This is a genomic window from Bradyrhizobium sp. LB13.1 (assembly GCF_054056815.1).
Genome location: NZ_JBSRYQ010000001.1, coordinates 4,236,956 through 4,254,440 on the forward strand (window position 1 = coordinate 4,236,956; position 17,485 = coordinate 4,254,440).

Annotated in this window: 19 protein-coding genes; 9 read left to right on the forward strand and 10 right to left on the reverse strand. The window is 60.1% G+C overall.

Annotated features, from left to right (window positions below; genetic code table 11):
• Window positions 1–653: 653 nt before the first annotated feature.
• Window positions 654–929: an ATP-dependent DNA ligase gene (locus ACVWYI_RS20120; RefSeq protein ID WP_456662988.1), complete on the reverse strand. Its 276-nt coding sequence runs from the start codon at window positions 927–929 to the stop codon at window positions 654–656.
• Between the two features lie 187 nt (window positions 930–1,116).
• On the opposite strand from ACVWYI_RS20120, the gene ACVWYI_RS20125 reads away from it, so the two are divergent.
• The 3 genes from ACVWYI_RS20125 (at window position 1,117) to ACVWYI_RS20135 (ending at window position 3,617) form a co-directional block, all read left to right on the forward strand.
• Window positions 1,117–2,493: an adenylate/guanylate cyclase domain-containing protein gene (locus ACVWYI_RS20125; protein WP_456662989.1), complete on the forward strand. Its 1,377-nt coding sequence runs from the start codon at window positions 1,117–1,119 to the stop codon at window positions 2,491–2,493.
• Between the two features lie 346 nt (window positions 2,494–2,839).
• The gene (locus ACVWYI_RS20130; protein ID WP_456662990.1) at window positions 2,840–3,256 is read left to right on the forward strand and encodes a hypothetical protein; all 417 of its coding nucleotides are present in this window, start codon (window positions 2,840–2,842) and stop codon (window positions 3,254–3,256) included.
• Window positions 3,257–3,314: 58 nt separating this feature from the next.
• Window positions 3,315–3,617, forward strand: a complete 303-nt coding sequence (locus ACVWYI_RS20135) for a hypothetical protein (RefSeq protein WP_456662991.1) — start codon at window positions 3,315–3,317, stop codon at window positions 3,615–3,617.
• A gap of 42 nt (window positions 3,618–3,659) precedes the next feature.
• On the opposite strand, the gene ACVWYI_RS20140 is transcribed toward ACVWYI_RS20135, so the two are convergent.
• The 4 genes from ACVWYI_RS20140 to ACVWYI_RS20155 form a co-directional block, all read right to left on the reverse strand.
• Window positions 3,660–4,025, reverse strand: a complete 366-nt coding sequence (locus ACVWYI_RS20140; protein WP_456662992.1) for a response regulator — start codon at window positions 4,023–4,025, stop codon at window positions 3,660–3,662.
• The gene (locus tag ACVWYI_RS20145; RefSeq protein WP_456662993.1) at window positions 4,018–6,201 is read right to left on the reverse strand and encodes a PAS domain-containing sensor histidine kinase; all 2,184 of its coding nucleotides are present in this window, start codon (window positions 6,199–6,201) and stop codon (window positions 4,018–4,020) included. Before ACVWYI_RS20145 ends, ACVWYI_RS20140 begins: the two co-directional genes overlap by 8 nt.
• Before the next feature lie 770 nt (window positions 6,202–6,971).
• A complete protein-coding gene (locus ACVWYI_RS20150) occupies window positions 6,972–7,133 on the reverse strand; it encodes a hypothetical protein (protein ID WP_456662994.1) in 162 nt (53 codons plus the stop codon).
• Window positions 7,134–7,203: 70 nt separating this feature from the next.
• Complete coding sequence (locus tag ACVWYI_RS20155; RefSeq protein ID WP_456662995.1) at window positions 7,204–7,449, reverse strand: DUF3551 domain-containing protein; 246 nt, start codon at window positions 7,447–7,449, stop codon at window positions 7,204–7,206.
• A 321-nt stretch (window positions 7,450–7,770) separates the two neighbouring features.
• Here ACVWYI_RS20155 and ACVWYI_RS20160 point away from each other — a divergent pair, with 321 nt between their 5' ends.
• Window positions 7,771–7,977: a DUF6894 family protein gene (locus ACVWYI_RS20160; protein WP_456662996.1), complete on the forward strand. Its 207-nt coding sequence runs from the start codon at window positions 7,771–7,773 to the stop codon at window positions 7,975–7,977.
• Here the strand turns inward: ACVWYI_RS20160 and ACVWYI_RS20165 are convergent.
• Both ACVWYI_RS20165 and ACVWYI_RS20170 read right to left on the reverse strand, forming a co-directional pair.
• Window positions 7,961–8,716 carry a Crp/Fnr family transcriptional regulator gene (locus tag ACVWYI_RS20165; protein WP_456662997.1) on the reverse strand — a complete coding sequence of 252 codons (756 nt, stop codon included), beginning with the start codon at window positions 8,714–8,716 and terminating at the stop codon, window positions 7,961–7,963. The two genes, ACVWYI_RS20160 and ACVWYI_RS20165, sit on opposite strands and share 17 nt — an antisense overlap.
• 130 nt (window positions 8,717–8,846) lie before the next feature.
• Window positions 8,847–9,116: a DUF2934 domain-containing protein gene (locus ACVWYI_RS20170; protein ID WP_247338771.1), complete on the reverse strand. Its 270-nt coding sequence runs from the start codon at window positions 9,114–9,116 to the stop codon at window positions 8,847–8,849.
• A gap of 209 nt (window positions 9,117–9,325) precedes the next feature.
• On the opposite strand from ACVWYI_RS20170, the gene ACVWYI_RS20175 reads away from it, so the two are divergent.
• Together ACVWYI_RS20175 and ACVWYI_RS20180 are read left to right on the forward strand one after the other, a co-directional pair.
• Complete coding sequence (locus tag ACVWYI_RS20175) at window positions 9,326–9,541, forward strand: hypothetical protein (protein WP_456662998.1); 216 nt, start codon at window positions 9,326–9,328, stop codon at window positions 9,539–9,541.
• Window positions 9,542–9,649: 108 nt separating this feature from the next.
• On the forward strand, window positions 9,650–10,003 hold the full coding sequence (locus ACVWYI_RS20180) for a response regulator (RefSeq protein WP_247351209.1): 354 nt from the start codon (window positions 9,650–9,652) through the stop codon (window positions 10,001–10,003).
• Between the two features lie 20 nt (window positions 10,004–10,023).
• Here ACVWYI_RS20180 and ACVWYI_RS20185 read toward each other — a convergent pair whose 3' ends face one another.
• Window positions 10,024–10,368 (reverse strand): response regulator, encoded by a 345-nt coding sequence (locus ACVWYI_RS20185; protein WP_456662999.1) that lies wholly within the window; start codon window positions 10,366–10,368, stop codon window positions 10,024–10,026.
• A 754-nt stretch (window positions 10,369–11,122) separates the two neighbouring features.
• On the opposite strand from ACVWYI_RS20185, the gene ACVWYI_RS20190 reads away from it, so the two are divergent.
• Both ACVWYI_RS20190 and ACVWYI_RS20195 read left to right on the forward strand, forming a co-directional pair.
• Window positions 11,123–11,302, forward strand: a complete 180-nt coding sequence (locus tag ACVWYI_RS20190) for a hypothetical protein (RefSeq protein ID WP_456663000.1) — start codon at window positions 11,123–11,125, stop codon at window positions 11,300–11,302.
• A gap of 1,475 nt (window positions 11,303–12,777) precedes the next feature.
• Window positions 12,778–12,945, forward strand: coding sequence for a hypothetical protein (locus tag ACVWYI_RS20195; protein WP_247351205.1), 168 nt, complete (start codon window positions 12,778–12,780; stop codon window positions 12,943–12,945).
• Window positions 12,946–13,011: 66 nt separating this feature from the next.
• Here the strand turns inward: ACVWYI_RS20195 and ACVWYI_RS20200 are convergent, their stop codons facing one another.
• Window positions 13,012–13,875 (reverse strand): formate/nitrite transporter family protein, encoded by an 864-nt coding sequence (locus ACVWYI_RS20200; protein WP_247351203.1) that lies wholly within the window; start codon window positions 13,873–13,875, stop codon window positions 13,012–13,014.
• A 570-nt stretch (window positions 13,876–14,445) separates the two neighbouring features.
• On the opposite strand from ACVWYI_RS20200, the gene ACVWYI_RS20205 reads away from it, so the two are divergent.
• Window positions 14,446–15,195 (forward strand): hypothetical protein, encoded by a 750-nt coding sequence (locus ACVWYI_RS20205; protein WP_456663001.1) that lies wholly within the window; start codon window positions 14,446–14,448, stop codon window positions 15,193–15,195.
• A 1,606-nt stretch (window positions 15,196–16,801) separates the two neighbouring features.
• Here ACVWYI_RS20205 and ACVWYI_RS20210 read toward each other — a convergent pair.
• Window positions 16,802–17,065, reverse strand: a complete 264-nt coding sequence (locus ACVWYI_RS20210) for a hypothetical protein (RefSeq protein WP_456663002.1) — start codon at window positions 17,063–17,065, stop codon at window positions 16,802–16,804.
• Between the last annotated feature and the right edge of the window lie 420 nt (window positions 17,066–17,485).

A 17,485-nucleotide genomic window follows, 5' to 3' on the forward strand; every position in this document is an offset into this window, starting at 1 on the left:
GACATGGTGGTCCGATTGGTTTGAACCCGGCCGCGAAGCTGTTCATCGATACCATCCGCGCGGCGGAGGGAGGCAATTGGCAATCCAATCACAATACCGGGAGAGTTCAAACGCGAACCTTACCAACTAGTCGGCTCCTGGCCAAGTTGAACGGGACTGAGCAGGCTAACTAGGTAGGGCTCACCTCTGCAGATCCCCAACCGGAGTAGCTATCATAGCTGGTGGTCCAGTTCGACTCCAACTAGCACGCTCTGGATGCACGCTCTGCGACGCACCATACGAACAGTGAGCGTGGAAACAGCGTCTGCAGGCCGATGCTTTAACGTCTGCGGATATCCACTCCTCCTCACCATCGGTCGCAAGATACTGTGAAGGCAACACTTCTTGGCGGTTCAATGGAGCGGCGCACAAATAGCTACGGTGATTAGCCACGAAGCAGGGGTGCTAACTAGTTCTGCCATTACGGATGTTGCCTTGTCGGCACTCATCTCGGGGGCCTGACTTCCAATAACCCCGATTATCGAAAGTGAGGAGCGTGCCCGCCGGGGTCACGGGCGCGACGGCGGTCTCGAGCTCTCACTATCCCGCCGCAGGCCAGCATCGGGCCGCTGACGGCGGCTGCGGCGGGGTCTGAGCCCGGCGCGCGCGGCTTCCTATTTGTGGGTTTCCATCACGCCCGAAGTCGCCGGGTGGCTCCGGGGCTCGCCGTCGATCACGAATTGCTGCTCGCGGTTCTTGAGCGCGGCCTGCACAATCCATGGGAAGCGGGCGGTCCAGTTGTGGCCGTTCTTCGTGATCAGACGCACGGCTTTGCCCTGGCGCTCGATGCGCAGGCGGTAGCCGTCATACTTGATTTCGTGGATCCAGTCGGGATCGACGGAGACGGCTTTTGCTGCCGTGGGCAGGCAGAACTCGAACGCTTTCAGCATGGCAGACAGTTAGGCGAGGTTTGGAGTCTCCCGACCAACGGCACGTACTTATTAAGCGGCTGGCCCCACATGTCCGATTTACCGCCGACAGCGGCCGAAGGGTGGATGGTGTCTCCGAGGTCGGCAACGGGCCAACAAGCCACATCACGCGGACTCGCCGCGTTTTCCATGGTGCAACTTGTTTGCTATGGTTCAGATCAGATTTTGGGGATTCAGCCGGGCGAATCTGGCGAGCGAGCGGGGACCATCACATGCAGCCCGTCACGCAATCGCGAAAAGCGGCGATGTCCACATCGCCTACCAGTCGTTTGGCGGTGGACCGATCAATCTGGTTATGGTTCCGGGGTTCGTGTCGAATGTGGAGATTTATTGGGACGAGCCCGATCTCGCTCGCTTTTTGAATCGTTTGGGCAGCTACGCCCGCGTGGTTACCTTCGACAAGCGAGGCACCGGCATGTCAGATCGGGGTGCCGAGCTCCCCGGCCTTGACCAGCGCATGGACGATCTCCGAGCGGTCATGGATGCCGCGGGGATGGAACAGGCGGCGCTGCTCGGGATTTCCGAAGGCGCTCCGCTGTCCGTCTTATTTGCCGCAACCTACCCCGACCGATGCGGTGCGTTGGTACTCTACGGCAGCTTTTCGCGGTTTTCCTATTGGTTTCCGAGCGAGGAGGCGCTGGCGGCGTTCTTCGGCTACGTCGAGCAGGCATGGGGCACAGGCGGTAGCGTCCAAAAATTCGCACCCTCTCGCGCAAACGATGCCTCCTTCCAACGGTGGTGGGGACGCAACGAGCGGCTCGGTGCCAGCCCGGCAGCCGTGAAGGCTCTCATGAGTATGAATAGCCAGATCGATATTAGCGGTATTCTCCCGGCCGTTCGAGTTCCAACTATCGTGATTCACCGGACTGGGGACAAGACTGTCAGTGTGGAGGGCGGACGCGACGTGGCGGCGAATATTCCCGGTGCCCGCCTTTTTGAGCTTCCGGGAATCGACCACATTTTTTACGTCGGTGAGAACGCACCGGAAATCTCCGATGCGATCGAGGAATTTCTGACTGGGTCAAGGGCCCCGGTCCCCGTCGATCGGGTTCTCGCCACAGTTCTCTTCACTGACATCGTCGGCTCGTCCGAGAAAGCCGCTGAACTGGGCGATCAACGCTGGCGCGATCTTCTCGATAATCATCACGCCACGATCCGGCGCAATCTCGCGCGCTTTCGAGGTCATGAAGTGAAAACAACTGGGGACGGCTTTCTCGCCACCTTTGACGGTCCGGCGCGAGGCGTTCGCTGCGCCTGTGCTATTGCCGAAGAAATAAGGCCGCTCGGCATAGAGAACCGTGCCGGGCTCCATACAGGCGAGTGCGAAATGATCGGCGACGATGTTGGCGGCATCGCCGTTCACATAGGTGCGCGGGTTGCGGGGCTTGCCGACAGAGGCCAGGTTTTCGTTTCGAGCACAGTCAAGGATCTGGTAGCGGGCTCTGGATTGCGCTTCAACGACCGGGGCACGCAATCCCTCAAGGGTATTCCGGGCGAGTGGCGCATATTCGCAGCTGAACGTTAAGGCGATCGCCTATTTCCATCGAAATGGTCGGCTGGGGGTCACAAGCCGCCGATCAAGCAAACTTCCAAAGCTTCCGCTGTGGCTTGGTAAGCTGACATTAAGGTACAGCCGTAAGCTGCCAGCCATCAGTTCACGGAATGCCTCGCCTCAGGGGCTACACCGCGCAGGTCAACTAGGCGGCCAACCACCGCTTTTCTCACTTTGCCGCTGCCGCCGCACCACTCTTAGAATCATCCGCCGTGTGCGCAACGCTTTGCCCATGCCAAAAAATCCATGGGACATATCCCAAGGGTCCGCTCACGCCTGAAGGCAAAGAGGTATTCTCGTCCGACTCAGGGAGGCTCCCTTGGCTAAGAAAAAGTCGATAGTCGATAGGATTTCAGACACGGTGACAGAGATCGTGGACACTGCTTCGGCAGCAGCCGCGAAAGCGCTCAATCCGGACCGCGAAGCCGTTGCGGCAACCACCAACGAACAGGTCTACATGCCGGAAGCGACCGACGCTGCGGCCACGCCAGATCCACTGTTCACTCGCAAGAAGCGCGGTCCTGGCCCTATGAGAGCCAACAAGAGAGTTGCGGCAGCAAGGGCTAAGAAGACAGCGTCCCGTCCGAAGAAGGCTGCCGAGCAAGATGCCAAGCCACCGAAGAAGGCCGCAAAGCAAACCGCTCCCAAAAGATCAGCTAAGCGCGCGCCAACGAAAACTGCGAAGAAGTTGGCACCAAAAAAGCCTGCGAAGAAGGGTAAGAAGTCGAAGCGCTAGTTGCCCTTCGGGCCGTCTCGCCTTTAAATGTGATCCAGCGCTCCAGGCGGGAGATTTTTTGCTGAGTTATCGCCAGTTCGGAAACTTCCAGAACATTCCGGGCATCGAAATTTACGGCCCTGGGACTACTTTCGTGGGGAAGGAGCCTGTCGTGACGCCATCAGAAATTTACAAGGAGAACGCCGATAACTGCGCCATGCTCGCAGAAGGAGAGCCCTCCAGGGATAGCCCGGCTTACAAGCGGTACCGGCGCATGGAACAGGCGTGGCGGTCTTTGGCCGAAGAGCAGGAATGGCTGGATGGGGAAGTACCACCGGTTCGGACGAATCGTGCCGACGTGTCGAAAAAGCCGTCTGGTTAGGAGGTCTTTTTCTTCCGTGAAAAACTTGCATTTGCTGCGCTTCTACTTGAGCGCTAGAATCAACCGCAATTTCTCCTTCAATTGCTCGATAGAAAAGGGCTTGCCGATTGCGGGCGCATGGCTGAACTCCTCCTCCAGCGGAGGTCCGCCGTAGCCGGTGCTGAATAGGAAGGGAATTCTCCGGTCGCGCAGGATGCGGGCTACCGGGAAAACACGTTCACCTGCCAGGTTCACGTCAAGGAGCGCAAGATCGAACGATGCCGCGCTGGCAAGCTCGCACGCCTTTGGCACGTGAGCGGCCGAGGCGATCACCGTCAACCCCAATTCCTCGAGCATGTCTTCGATCATGAGGGCCACCAAGCCCTCATCTTCGACCAGGAGAACCCTGGCGCCCGATAACTCAGCCATTGGACGCGGCAGGCGCAACGGGAAACACCATGCGGCAGCGTGTACCCTCCGGCTCGAACACCAGGTCGAATTCCCCGGAGAGATCATGCTCTATGCAACGCTCCATCAGCCGCGTGCCGAACCCGCGCCGCTTTGGCGGGCTAACAGGTGGTCCGCCAACTTCGCGCCATTCGCATTCCAGCACGCCCTGTGAGCGCTCACTGGCACCGATCCGCCAGGTGAGCGAAGCTGATCCATTCGGCACCGACAGTGCGCCGTACTTCACCGCATTGGTCAAAAGCTCGTTGAGCACCATGGTGATGCTCAGGGCCATGCGCGCGTCTAGATCGACGTGTGGCCCGCCAGTCACCACCCGTCCGCCCGATACCGGAGCGATGACATCGTGGACTAGATTTTCGAAAGGCGCATCCTGCCAGTTTCGCTTCGTCAGCAAGTCATGTGCGCGGGCGAGAGCAAGCAGCCGTCCCATGAAGGTCGGCAGAAACTCCTGCAGATCGCCGGCATGACGGGCGGTCTGGTTCGCGAGGGACTGCACCGTGGCCAAGGTGTTTTTCACGCGGTGGTTTAGCTCGTCGATGAGAACTTTTTGAGCGTTCTCGGCGTTCTTCCGCTCGGTGATGTCCACCAGCATGTTGACGGCGCCGACCAAGTTACCGGCGGAGTCGCGCAGGGGAGTCGGATAGGGAATGAACGGCACGCGTCGTCCATCCGGACGCTCCGCCACCGCTTCGGCACCACGGACCGGCCGGTTTTCGCGGAGCGCGACGGCCATGGGGCATTCATTGTGCGGCAGCGGCGAGCCGTCCGGCCAATAGAGTTTCCAGGTCACACACCATTCGTCGCCCGGCTGCGGCGTTCTTCCCGCCATCTCGACCGCGGCTCGATTGTAGAAATTAATGCGGCCCTCGGCGTCGGTCGTGTAGATGGCCGCCGGCAACGCCTCGAGGAGATCGCGCATGCGCTGCTCGCCTTCGCGCAGTCGGTCCTCCAGCTGCTTGGTGGCGGTGACATCCTGTGCGACACGCACGCCGTAGCGGAAGCGTCCTTCCGAATCGCGCACCGAGGAACTGAAAATGTCGAGATGGCGCACGGACCCGTCGGGCCGCAGTGCACGCTTGCGAACCGTGTAGTTCTCGATGTCGCCGCGGACCTGCCGCGCGTACAGCTCGGCGTCCTCTGTCTGGTCATCGGGATGGGTGTAGTCGAACATAGTCATCCGCAACAGCTCGTCGCGCGGCCGGGCGGTGATGCGGCAGAGGGATTCGTTCACCCGCAAGAAGCGGCCGTTCTCGTCGGTCTCGGCGATGCCGACGCTGACGGCCTCATAAGTTGCCGCGAGCCGGGCTTCACTGGCTCGGTGTGCCTCTTCGGCAGCATGCAGTTCGCTGACGTCGGTGGTGAAGCAGCGCGTGTTGACGAACTTGCCGTCCACAAAACGGCTGTTCGACGTAATCAGGGCGTGCTTGACCGAGCCATCACGCGCCCGCAGCCGCGCAGGATACCGACCGAGGGGCTCGCCGCATGAAAGGCGCTGAAGGATGTCCCCGATCACCGGCGCGTCGACATGAAACTCGGCGACGTGGCGACCAATGTACTCCTCGGGCGTGTACCCGAGCAGATCCAATTCGGCGTTATTGGCGCGAAGGATGATCCCTTCTCCGCTGACGATGTGAAGGCCGACCGCGCCGTTGTCGAAAAAATCCTCCAGATCCTGCGTCTTCCGGCGGACTTCCTCCTCCACCTGCTTGCGTCCGGTGAGGTCCTGGAAGCAATTGATGGCACCTTGGATGCAGCCAGAATGATCGCGCAACGCCCGGATGTTGACCAGGGCCGAAAAGCGGGAGCCATCCGGCCGTGCCATTATGACTTCGGCATTGCGTGTGGGCGTTCCCAGACGAACCGCCGCGGCCATGGGACAGTCGGCATGGGCAAGCGGAGTTCCATCGACCAGGTAGAGCTGATGCGAACCGCAGAAGCGCTCCTTCCTGACGAGATCAGGTGTTCGCCCCCACAATCCCACGGCCTCGGCGTTGTAAGCGACGAGCACCCCCTCCGCGTCACAGAGATAGACTGCGCCGGGAATGGCATCGAGCGCGGCGTGACCGGCCGCGACTAGCGCCTCGAACTCCGTGGGCCGGTGGCGGGCGGAGAGCGGGAATTCTTCGACGTTCGACATGAGGCGCTCGGCTCTCGGGGGCGAGAGGAGCGACGGCCCGATGCGGGCCTCGCCTATTGGGAATGAACATGGGCGGACGCCCCTGCAGCCCGCCGAACACACCCTAACGTACGGCGCGCCATGTGGTTCCGCGGTAGGGGCGGCAAGTCACCGCCTAATCTCAGAAAAAGCGGCCCGCAAACTGTGAGGCGGCCTCAATCTACAGAGGGCAGTACGGCTACTCGGCGGGCGCGGTCCCATACTTGTATTGCGACGCCGTCCACATATTGCTTGGCTTCGACAATGGCAGCGTCATCGTCTTCGCACTCGACGATCACGGGGGGCCCTGAATGTGCCCTTCTTTATCAAAGAATTAGGTCCGCGGGTTGGGAAGTGCCGGGCATCGCATCCGAACAACGGCAGTCGGGGTGACGAACCGCGACTTGCGCGAACCTCAATGTCCTCTTGGCGTCACAAGCCAGCTAAGGTGCGAGACTTCCGCTTGGCGTCGGTAAGCCGACGTTCATGAGTACACGTCCTAGCTCCGCGGCTTCCGGCGCGGCTTTCCCGCCGGGTTCCTCAACAGCGGGCGCATGACGTCGATGCTGGTGATGCTGTTCTCAAATCCGGGCGGCAGCGGCATCTCGTCGGGCCCGGCATCGTTGCAGGCCGGGCAGGGGTCGCCGGCGCCGCCGCACCCGCAGGCCTTTGGCCCTTCCCAAGGGCGGTCGGGATGGTTCTCGCAAACCCAGTGAGTGCCGTCACAGCGAGCGCAGGTCACGTGTCCTCCATCAATGCGCCGCGGGCTCTTCCTCGATCTCCTCGCCGTGCAGATGGTCGAGCACATCGCCGAGGTCGCGCATGTCCAGCATCTTGCCGCAGATCGTGCAGCGGATGAAGTGGTCGCGCTCGCTTTGCGGCGCAGGGCCTTCCGGCTTGCCCTCCCGGAACATCAGGCGACTCCCCGCAGCGGCAGCGCGAGCCGTACGTCAAAGCGCCTAGTCGCGTTGGCGGCGACGAAGTCTACCTCCATCCGCGGCGACGGTCCTGCTGGCCATAGGCAGCTCGCGGGTTGATACCGCAGCCGACGTTCCGTCCGGACGCGGACGCCAAACACTGTGCGCGGGTTGAATAGCTGCAGTCCCCTGGATAGCCGACCCCTTTGCCTTGAACGCACCAGCGATAATTCTGGGCGTGAGCGGCAGGAACCGTGGATATGAGCAAGCTGGCTGAGACGAGAGCGGCCGATGTGATGGAGAATTTCAGCATGGTCTTTCCTTCGGTTGTTGCCGGTCAACCAAAGGCAGAGTGCTCCGTTCCTGAGGCCGAGCTCGGATGGCTTCGATCCCCGGAGGACGACGCTCCAGGATAAGTTCGGCCAACCTAACAGCATGCCTAGCGGGCGGAGAATGCGGCCGATCAAGGTACCGTTCCACTGTCTCGCTGATGACGGTTTTGCGGAGGGGGAGGGGCTGGGGCGGCGACGGCGTGCTTTAGGCGCGGTGCGAGGAATGGTGCTGTGAGCGTTCATGAACGAGAGTTCGCCCGTCCGAGCGCGGAACATCTGGATACCTTTCGGCGTTGCACGGAATGCTCAGGTACTACTTTCACTTCGAAGGAAGTCGTCCCCACGCGGACGAAACGGGCGAACTCCTCAAGCGCGACGATGCTGCATGGGAGGCGGCCCTTCGGCTCGTGCGCGATGTCGAGCAGCGCCCCGGTGAAGATTGGACGCTTCGCGTGGTCAATGAGACTGGGCCCGATTTCATCCTGACGATGACTACAAAGCGCTGCTAGTGACCGGGATCTTGTCGCCAAGCACCTCAAGGAAATGCTTCTTCACCCACCTGTTGCACTGGCACGATTTTCGATGAAGGAGGCCGATGTCCCGCACCGTCACGGTGCCACGGCCTGTATCCAAGATGCCTTCGGCTCTGAACCCTTGCAGGACGCGGCTCGCGTAGCTTCTTCCGACGCCCAGGATCACAGCTAGTTCTTCGTGGGTGAGCAGCACCTGCTCCGTGCCGGTGTGCTCGATCAGATCGATGATCCATTTCGCCGCGCGTTGCTCAATCGAATGCGCCGCGTTGCAAGCCGTCGATTGGCAAATCTGCGCCACGAGGCAGTCCACATAGCGAGCAAATAGTTGCCGAAGCGGATTGGACTGGCGTTCTGCCTCGTCCAGCCTACGGGCGGAGAGCCTGACAATCGGACCCCCGATCTTCACCCCGACGCGGCAGTAGGAAGCGACGCGGCCTGCCGCGACGACACCACCGGCGACTCCTTCGCGACCAATGAGCACTGCATCGATTTCGCGATCCTCGTCGACGGCGACAGCATACGTCAGCAGAGTCGGGCCGCATGGGAAGTACAGGCTCTCCACGATGTCGCCATGGTGGTACAGCGTTTGGCCGGATTGGACCTCTGACTGATCCAGATGGGGCTGGAGCGTCTTGAAGTCCTTTGCACTTACGGATTGAAGGAGACTGTTTTGCGGACGGCCGCCGTTGCCGTTTTCTTGTTTTTCGGAGGGCATGTGCTCGCTTCTGCTAAGAGAGGCGGCAACGGTCTACGTTCCCCCGTCGGAACTGACGGTCTGAAAGTGCACACAACTGGCCACTGCCTCCGCTTTTTTGCGAGCGGACCGCGCGGAGCGTCGTCGTGCCCTAATCTTGGCTCCCACGGTCGGGTCGGCTGAACTCCCGCTCAGCATCGAGCCAGAAATCCAGGTCGCGCCCCGAAGGGCGCCCGGCCCTTTCCCACAGCTGATAGGCACGTGCCGTGATCTGGGCCCGCCGGGAAGAAGAGGGCAATAGGTTGCGCCTCAGTTGATCAGCAAACTGCCGCAGCCTGCTCGCGGTGTTCTCGTCCTTGGTGTATGCGGCTGTCCGAGTAGCCAGTGCGATCTGATGCTCGAGTTTTTTCCTTTCGTCCATCGGATCGCTCCATTTCCTCCTTACCTAAGACGACTCCGGCTGAGCTCAATTGTTCGAGCCCTGGCTGTATAATGCGAGGGGTGCCAATTCTTCACGCCGTTGAGTTCACTTTTGCACAAAGCAGCTCCTTAACCTCGTCGTCACGCTGCGCTGTACCCACTGTAGAAAGGAGCTTAGCCTCGTTACGTTTCCTCGAAGGAGAGAAGGGCGTGGGCAAGTTTCCAGATCGAGTTCAAGCGAACATGGACGTGGTGTTGGAGCAAGTTTGTGCGGAATTGACGAACGGCGGCGATCACGAAAGCCGCAGATATGTTGCCGAGCAACTGATCGGAGCCGCGCGGCAAGGGAAGACCACTCTCGGTGAGCTGACGTCTGCTGGCCGCGGTGCGGTAGTCTATATCCGAAATAGGCCCAAGTCGGCTTAGCCTCGCCTGATCAACTCCTCCAGCGAGCTTCGGGCCTCAGAACCGGCTGCCCTTATGAGAGGTCGGGAAAAGACTCCCATTCACAAACCTGCCGGCGTACTGAGAAGCATGGCATCAGTACTGCTAGTTGAAGACGAAACGCTTCTCCGCATGATGATTGCGGATATGCTGACTGAGCTTGGTCACGAGGTTGCTGGGGAGGCCGGTGACCTAGGCTCTGGGCTGACCATGGCCATGAGCGCTGAATGCGACGCCGCTATTCTCGATCTGCAACTTGGCCGGGATAGCTCGGCAGCCATCGCAGAAGCTTTGCAGGTCCGCGGCATTCCCTTCGTCTTCGCGAGCGGCTATGGCGCCGATGGCGTACCGGAGCAATTCAAAGGTCGGCCAATTCTACAGAAGCCTTTCCTCTTAGACGCTCTCGATCGCTGCATGCGGACGCTGCTGGGCCCAAGGCTCTAACGCCGACTAGCTCCAGAGTATCAGCAGGCACCGGTGGTCTGCTGCATCACGCGATACAAGTCATCTTCGGAGAATGGCTTCCGGATCATCGGGAAACCGTCTCGCCGTCGCTCTCGTCCTGACAATTGCAGAACCTTCAGCGCCGGGCGGAGACGGGTCGCCCGCTCGGCCAACTCGTGGCCGTCCATGCTCGGCATATTGATGTCGGTGATCAGGATCGAGATGCGATCATGATGCTGCAACAGGTCCAAGGCTTCAGCCCCGCCGTTGGCGCGGATAACTTTGCAGCCAATTTCCTCTAACATGCTCGCGATTACATCGAGGACCGCCGGATCATCGTCGACTAGGAGAACTGTGTGGGGCATTAGGAACAAACGTCCGAAACCGATTGCGAGTTCCGGCTCCGGGCGGACGATGGGCTCGGAATATAGTTGTTATTCAGAATTGGAACTATAATCCTTGCACTTCAAGGATCAGTTGCTGAACCAAGCTGCGGCCTATCGGAAACTTGCCGCAAAGAGAGCCCGGGAATATGGGCTCCCGCCTCCAAGTCCACCCGAAGCAAACTGATTTGTCGTGCGCAGCGGCTCTGGCCTACCCGGGTGAAGCAGTGCAGGCTGACCTATGAAATAGCCGTTCATCGAATCATTGGCATGCTCATCTGCATGCTCATGCCGACCTCACCAGGCGCCATTATGAGACTCCCGCCGCCGCGGTGCGATGACTGCGGCATGCCGCAGTATTTAAAGCGGCGGTTTCTCGTTTGCACGGCCGGCGGACTGCCCGCGTCTGCCAGTGCGCGAATTGTGCAAAGGTCATTGGGACGACTAGGAACGGTCCCGCTCCATTGATCGAAAATCAAATAGGCCGGCCGTCCACCCCCCGGGTGTGACCGCACATACGAAGGCCGCAGCGGGAGGTTAAATCGCTGCGGCCCGCGCATGGTCAAAAACCCGGGTCAAATCGAAAAGTGAAACATGCAGCCAGCCCCGGTGACAAAATTCTGCCCTAGCTTTGCCCCGTTTGCAAACACAATTTCGGTGGAACCGAAATACATGTGATGGGCGTTCAGTTCCGAGAATGGGAACAATTTTGCGCGCGCGAATCGGAGCGTCGCGCGTGCGAAATCACAAACCTAAGCAGTGGATCGAGGACGAGGTACAGACGCTGATCAAAGTGATCAACGCGGGCTCGACCGCGATCGAAATCGCCACCGAGCTTGGAGGGTATATTGCTTCGGTGGCCGGAGACATCGGCCTTTTGCTGCGGAGCGAGAGGGGCGCTGCACAGAGACAGTAGGCAGCCCCGGTCGGCGCCACTTCTGCCGAGGTTCACGCTGGCGGGTCTATGTCTCTTCTAGTGGGGCGCAACCAGCGCTGCCATACTGAATGCGACTACGCAGGCAGCTGCCAAGGACCAGAGCGCTATAGCGATCTCTTTGGGCATGGTGGTGGCCTCCTGACGAAAGCCGCCTTCACCATTACTGCCGCACGAGCTTACAGCGCATACCGATCAGCATTGTGTAGGCAAGCCGGCGCCAAATCAGGTTCATCAGGACTAACATCTGGCATCCCCATATTTGATGCGGCCAAGCTTCGACCTCGTATGTTTCAAGAAGATTTCGCCGGGAGTGCGAAATGGCTTCGTGCCGAGGGTGGAGGGCAGCCCCGCCAGCCGTTCGTTGGCGGAGAGACCGGCCCCGGCTGCAGGGGGGCTTTTGGGGTAGGCCGGGGCCGCTCCACCATCTCGCCGGCGAGCCAGCGCCCAGTCAAATATCCGCCCGTGCTCGTCGTTCCATTTAGGACCGTCAATCCGCAAATTTCATTTTGTGTTGCGATAGCGGGCGAGCTCGGCCTTTGCCAGGGCCCGGGCGTGCTCGAGCGCTTCTGCTCCGGTCAACAGGTTCGGCGCGAGCCGCCGTCCAGGCGACAATGTCCCATTAGAAATAGACGCTCGGCCGACCATTAGAAATAGACGCTCGGCGACCATCGGCGAAGCAGACTTCGTAGCTGCCGGTTTGGGGCACAGCTTCGTGCTTGCGGAGGCGGACGGAGCGGCTGTCATCGGTCCGGATGAATGACCTCGCGATGGTTCTCAGCAATATCAAGCAATGCCGCGCGAGATGGTTCTCGGCTGATCGCCCGAGCCGGTTCACGCTGACGGGCCATTCGCACCAAAGAAACGGCCCCAGGCCGGGGGGAAGGACCCAGGGCTGGGGCCGCTCGGGCTAAGGACTGATAGCCGGATGCGTCTGAAACGCATGCAGATCATACTCGAGACGGACGGTGACGGTTCCTATTGATGCGACAGCACCTAAACGTCTGGGCCTATATCAATCGGTTGGCTCGCGCGAGCGACAAAGCTGCCGATCCGTGAAATCGACCGCCGTTAATCAGCGCCAAAACTCCAGTTCGGGTTCCTTTAGCTAGTGCGTGCGCGCCGGCGGCACGTAGCCTGACAGATGGTCGTATATGAAGGGTTGCTATGTGCCCCGCCCGTCTTTCGGGGATAAGGGCCGGCCTCACCTAGGAAGCACTACCTACCATCTACTCCGCCTCGGCGTCTCAAAAGGAACGCGCAGCCGCGTTTTTGCTTGTGAGCAGAGCATGTCGAGTCGTTGTGGTAGCGAAAATGGAAAAGTCAACCGCAGAGCAACTCACTGAACTCCAAGAACTGAGCAAAGTCGCCCGGGCTAACGACTGGTCGGAGGTCTTGAAATCTAAGGGTGAGTCCGAGACCCGCATTCGCGATCTGAAGGACAAGGGGAGGATGGAATGATGCCTGATAGACCGGTCAGCGGCCGCGAACCGAAGCGCTCGAAAGAAGACATGCAACGGGAGTTGGGCCCGCGTGGTGTGCCGGGCAAGGAAAGCCCGGCGAAGATGACACCCCAGAGAGAGAAGAAGACAGCGAAGGATGTTGATCCGGGCCATCCTGCTTAAGCTGCCGCCGAATGAACTTGAGGGACACTTTCGACCCGATCAGCCATGTTGTCTCGGTTGGGCGGATTAGTCTTGGGCCTGGTCAAGCTCTGCCGCGACTTGGCCGTAGTTCAACAGGGCTACCAATGTCGTTCCGCCCACGATGTTGCCGAGCAGCGTCGGCACGAAGAAATCATAGGCGTATTGGCCGAGCGAGGCCTCTTCGCGTTGCACCAGGAATGCGCACTCGACCGATCCGGCAATGATGTGCGCGAATTCGCCGAGCGCAACCACATAGGTCATGACCACAATGATGTGCGCGCGAAATCCCTTCGTGGCCGGCAGCAGCCACATCATCAGCGCGATCAGCCAGCCGGCAAAGACGGCGCGAACAAAAGTCTCCGGGAAGGGGCCTTGAACGGTGTGGCGACCAAGTTCAAGGAAAGCGTCAGTGACCTTGGGTTCGAAAATGTTGGTATGGGCAAGGCCAAAGCCTATCGCCCAGGTTCCCGCAACGTTTGACGCAAGCACTAAGCCCCACAGCTTCGCGACCTTGACGAGTGTGCAGAGATCCCGGTGGTGCAGCAGTGGCAGGATCGGCGTTAGCGTGTTCTCAGTGAAAAGCTGCTGCCGCCCCAGCACTACGACGAGGAATCCGACAGTGTAGCCGAGCGGAGCGACCAGCTGGCGTGTCGCCTCTTCGGAGATAGTGGCGTGCAACTTGCCTTGGACCACTAGCGACAACCCCATCGAAAGGCCCGCTGCAAGTCCGGACATTAGAACGGCCCACCAATGCCGCTCCAGCTCCTGCTCGCCCTCGGCCCGGATTGTCTCGTGGATCAGCGCAGCGCTCGGCCTGCTCTGGGACGCAATCTCCTCGGTCTGTCTCGGAGAGACGTCGTCGAGCTCCGAAGCTGCATTGAATGAGGCTGGGTCGTTCTGCTTATCCACGTTCGCCGCTCAGAAGTTGGTCTCAGCTCCAAAGCTCCCGACGACAATCCGTTCCTCGCAGCTGGTGGTGCGGAGCAAGCGACTGTGATTGCGCACATCTCTGGAAGCGGAAAAGTAGGTCCACATCGCCAGGAACAACTCGACTCGCGCCCGGTTCAGCTCCGGTGACTTTAGAGCTCTCTGACATCTTAAAATCGATCGGGCCGAATGCCTCGATCATTTTCGCTGCCTGGATATTCATGGGCTTTCTCCAGCAGCGCTATGATGCGGCTGTCTCGCGATATCGCGGGGCGATCAGCGACTATCGCAGTGCGGCAGATGAGCCGGACAGACGTGACAATGTGCAGGAGCAGATCCTCGTCTGTAAGCGGCGCTGCGAGCTGATGGGCTACGCTTGCTTCGCTGGACTCGCCTCCGCCATCCTCTTCCGAAGGCCTCGTTACGCTTGCGACGACCAAAGTCCATCCGAGCTGAATGAGGGCGAACTCTGTCGCTGCCACATCGCGCCGACTTCGGGACGACAGGAACGAAACTTCGCGAGAAAGCTTGGTCGCAAAAGGAGTGAACGATATGAAGCTCTCCCGCTTTGCACTGGCCTTGGCTGTCCTGATTCCCTGCACCGCGTTCGCGCAAGGCGGTGGCGGTGGCGGCGGTAGCGGTGGTGGCGGTGGTGGCGGATCCGCCGGCGGCGGCACAGGTGGCGCCGCCTCTTCGGGTGCCGCAGGTGCATCTTCAACATCTTCTGGAGCAGGAGCGGCAGGTGGCGCTGCAGCCGGAGCGAGCGGAAGTGCGTCGACCGCGGCAGGGCCTACGGGGAGCCCTGGACTGAATGGAAACACAGCGACCGGCAACACCAACGGTCCGACGACCGGCCAACTTCCCAACCAGCAGACCGGTAGCGGCAATGAGCTCAGCACGGGAGCGGCGCCGGGCACCAATACGGCTGGTACCGCGGCTCCGTCAGGCTCGCCGGGTGCCAACGTGCAGAACACCGCACCTGCGGGCGGCATCGGCAAGCCGACGACCACGAACCAACAGGACAGCGACGCCAAAATCGATCAGGAGAACACAAAAGGCCGACAAGACAGTGGGGAAGATTTGCAAAAATTGCTGAGGATATTTGCGTTGATGTTGATCGCCTTCGTCGCAGCAGTCGCTATCGTCCAGCCGGTTCAGGGGAAGGACAAGCCGCACCACCATCGCCGAGGCGCGCAAGCAATGGAGCAACCAGCCACGGCAAAGCCAACCGGCGACCAGCCGCGCGATCCGGCCGACATCGCGTTAGAAAAGAAGATCAAGAGCATCTGCCGAGGTTGTTAGTCTTGGCCGGTAGTCAAGTGGCGGAGCAGATCCGGCCGCATAGGCGGTTCACTTACCTCGATGCAAGCCTCACTCCGGTCAGAGACGTCAACCGATCGATGAGTGCGTCCTGAAAACCGGGATCCCGCCCCCCGGGGGGGCGTGCTGCGGAGACTGGCGTATCCAGATGGCGCCGGCGAAGACGAGGAATTACGTTCGGCCAGCATCCGGTCTCAGGTCATCCCTGGGGCCTTTTCGGCTAAACGGGCGTTTCTAAGAAGAACTTCGCGCTCGCTACCGGCTGGCAAGCGACAAGCCTGATCTTTGAGGTTTGTGGGCAGTTCGGCCAATCGTCCCTCAAGCGAGCTGGTAGCTGTCGCCGCTGGTCCCTCAGCTGACAGGCTCGTCGATGGCAAGCCATGCGAACGTAGGATGCCAGCTCTCGACCAAAGCCGCCATGTCACAAGTTTAGATGCGGCCCAATTCGGCTTTGGCATCAATATGGTGCCGCGACAGCGAGCGCATGTCACGTCCGATCCTTCGTGCTCCTGCCCGTGCCGATGCTCAGCACATCGCCGAGGTCGCGCATGTCCAGCATCGCTAGTAATTAACCGCAGCGGGATGCCATGTTGCGAAGTTCGGACATGAGGGCCGCTTCGCTACGGCTGAGTGCCGCGATCTCGTCCGGCCGGCTACCGGCCCCCGCATTGCCTTTCGCATTTCGTGCTCATCTCGGTTCCATTCAATAAAGGATAGCGAGACTGCGAAGGTCGGGTCTGCATAACAGGCCGACGGCAAGTATCCGCTATGGCGTTGTGCATATGGACGAACCGTGCGCAGGCATCAAAACTCAAGAATCGATGGCGAAGAGATTTAGCTGGTTCCGCCAGAAACGATTCAGCTGGAGGTGCTTGTATGTCTTTTGACCCGATGGCCGCTGCCATTGACTGGCTCGATGCCTACCGCGCGGGCGATATCAAAGCGAACGTGGGAATGTACGCTTAAGATGCCGTCATTTACCTGCGGCTGCGGCGCGACCGGCTCAGAAGCCCGATGCTCGTATTGGGTTGATCGCTTGAACGAACATCCGGCATCCCGGCTCGACAATATCCAGCCCTTTGACGAGGGAGCGCTCATTTCATACGTCGTGCGCGAAGGCTCGGTCAGCGCGGTTCTGAGGTTCAATCCGGCCGGCCAAATCTCCTCGCACGCCTGCGGCCCAAACTAGGCCGCTCCTAATGCCGCGGGCTTGTTTGAGGTGCTGTTTCCGAGGCCGGGGCGCCGGTGCTCTGTCAGCGAACACCGCCCGTCCCATCGTGCTTGCTCGGGCCGAGCCAATCGAAAGAGAGCAGGCAAGCTTCGATGACAACAAAGGCGGCTAAACCGCCGAGGCAACCGAAGAAGACGATAGAAAAGGTAGCGAGCAAGAGCGATGTCGGCGAGCACCTTGCCATTGCGCTCGTCTCGGGTCTGATCTGCTTTCAAGTAAGGCATTCGAGTCCTGCAGGAGGCTCGAAGCCTAGCTTCAAGGGGGCCAGACGTCCACTCCCTCAGGAGCGCGGGCTCTGTGATGGCATAGCTCTTTGGCGTGCTGCTCTGACGGCCAACTGATCGTGGCCCAACACGGCTAGACCGCCCCCAGGTGCTCAGTCCGAACCACCGGCATCTCCTTGCCCGCGTCGTACTGATCGCTTGCAATCTGCTCGATTGTGGCCCGATGCTTCTTGAAGATGCCGACTATGTCGTTTGGATTGATCCCGTCCGCGGCCGCAACGATCGCGCAAGGCAGCCCATTCGACTCTACAGATGATACGGTCATCACCAGCGAACATCGCGAATAGAAGAGCTTCAGGCTTCGACTGCGCGAACTCGCCGGATGGATCGCTGACAAGGGACGTCTCTGAGCTCCGTCTCAGGTGCGGGAAGGGTTGCTCCGGGCGAGCTCGTTTAAAGGGCTCTCGAAGAGCTGACCTATCAAATGATGTCGATCTATCAAATGATAATGTCTCGCGGTCAGTTCTTAATGTACTTTCGGTCCAGCATCGCAGGGCCAGAAGGGAGCGCGCCATGCAGACACGACGGCGGTTCAAACAAACCGAAACACTCGAAGAACGACTAGCGAAGGAAGCTGACAGGCTGAAGCATCAGGCACAGACCATGCCGCCTGGCCTGCAGCGAGATCATCTCATTCGGAAAGCGCGGCAAGCCGAAACCGCATCGCATATGAGTGATTGGCTGCGGTCTCCGGGTCTGCAGGCGCCAAAATAAAAAAGTCACCGCTCCTGAGCGAAAACATACGCCGCGAGGACTA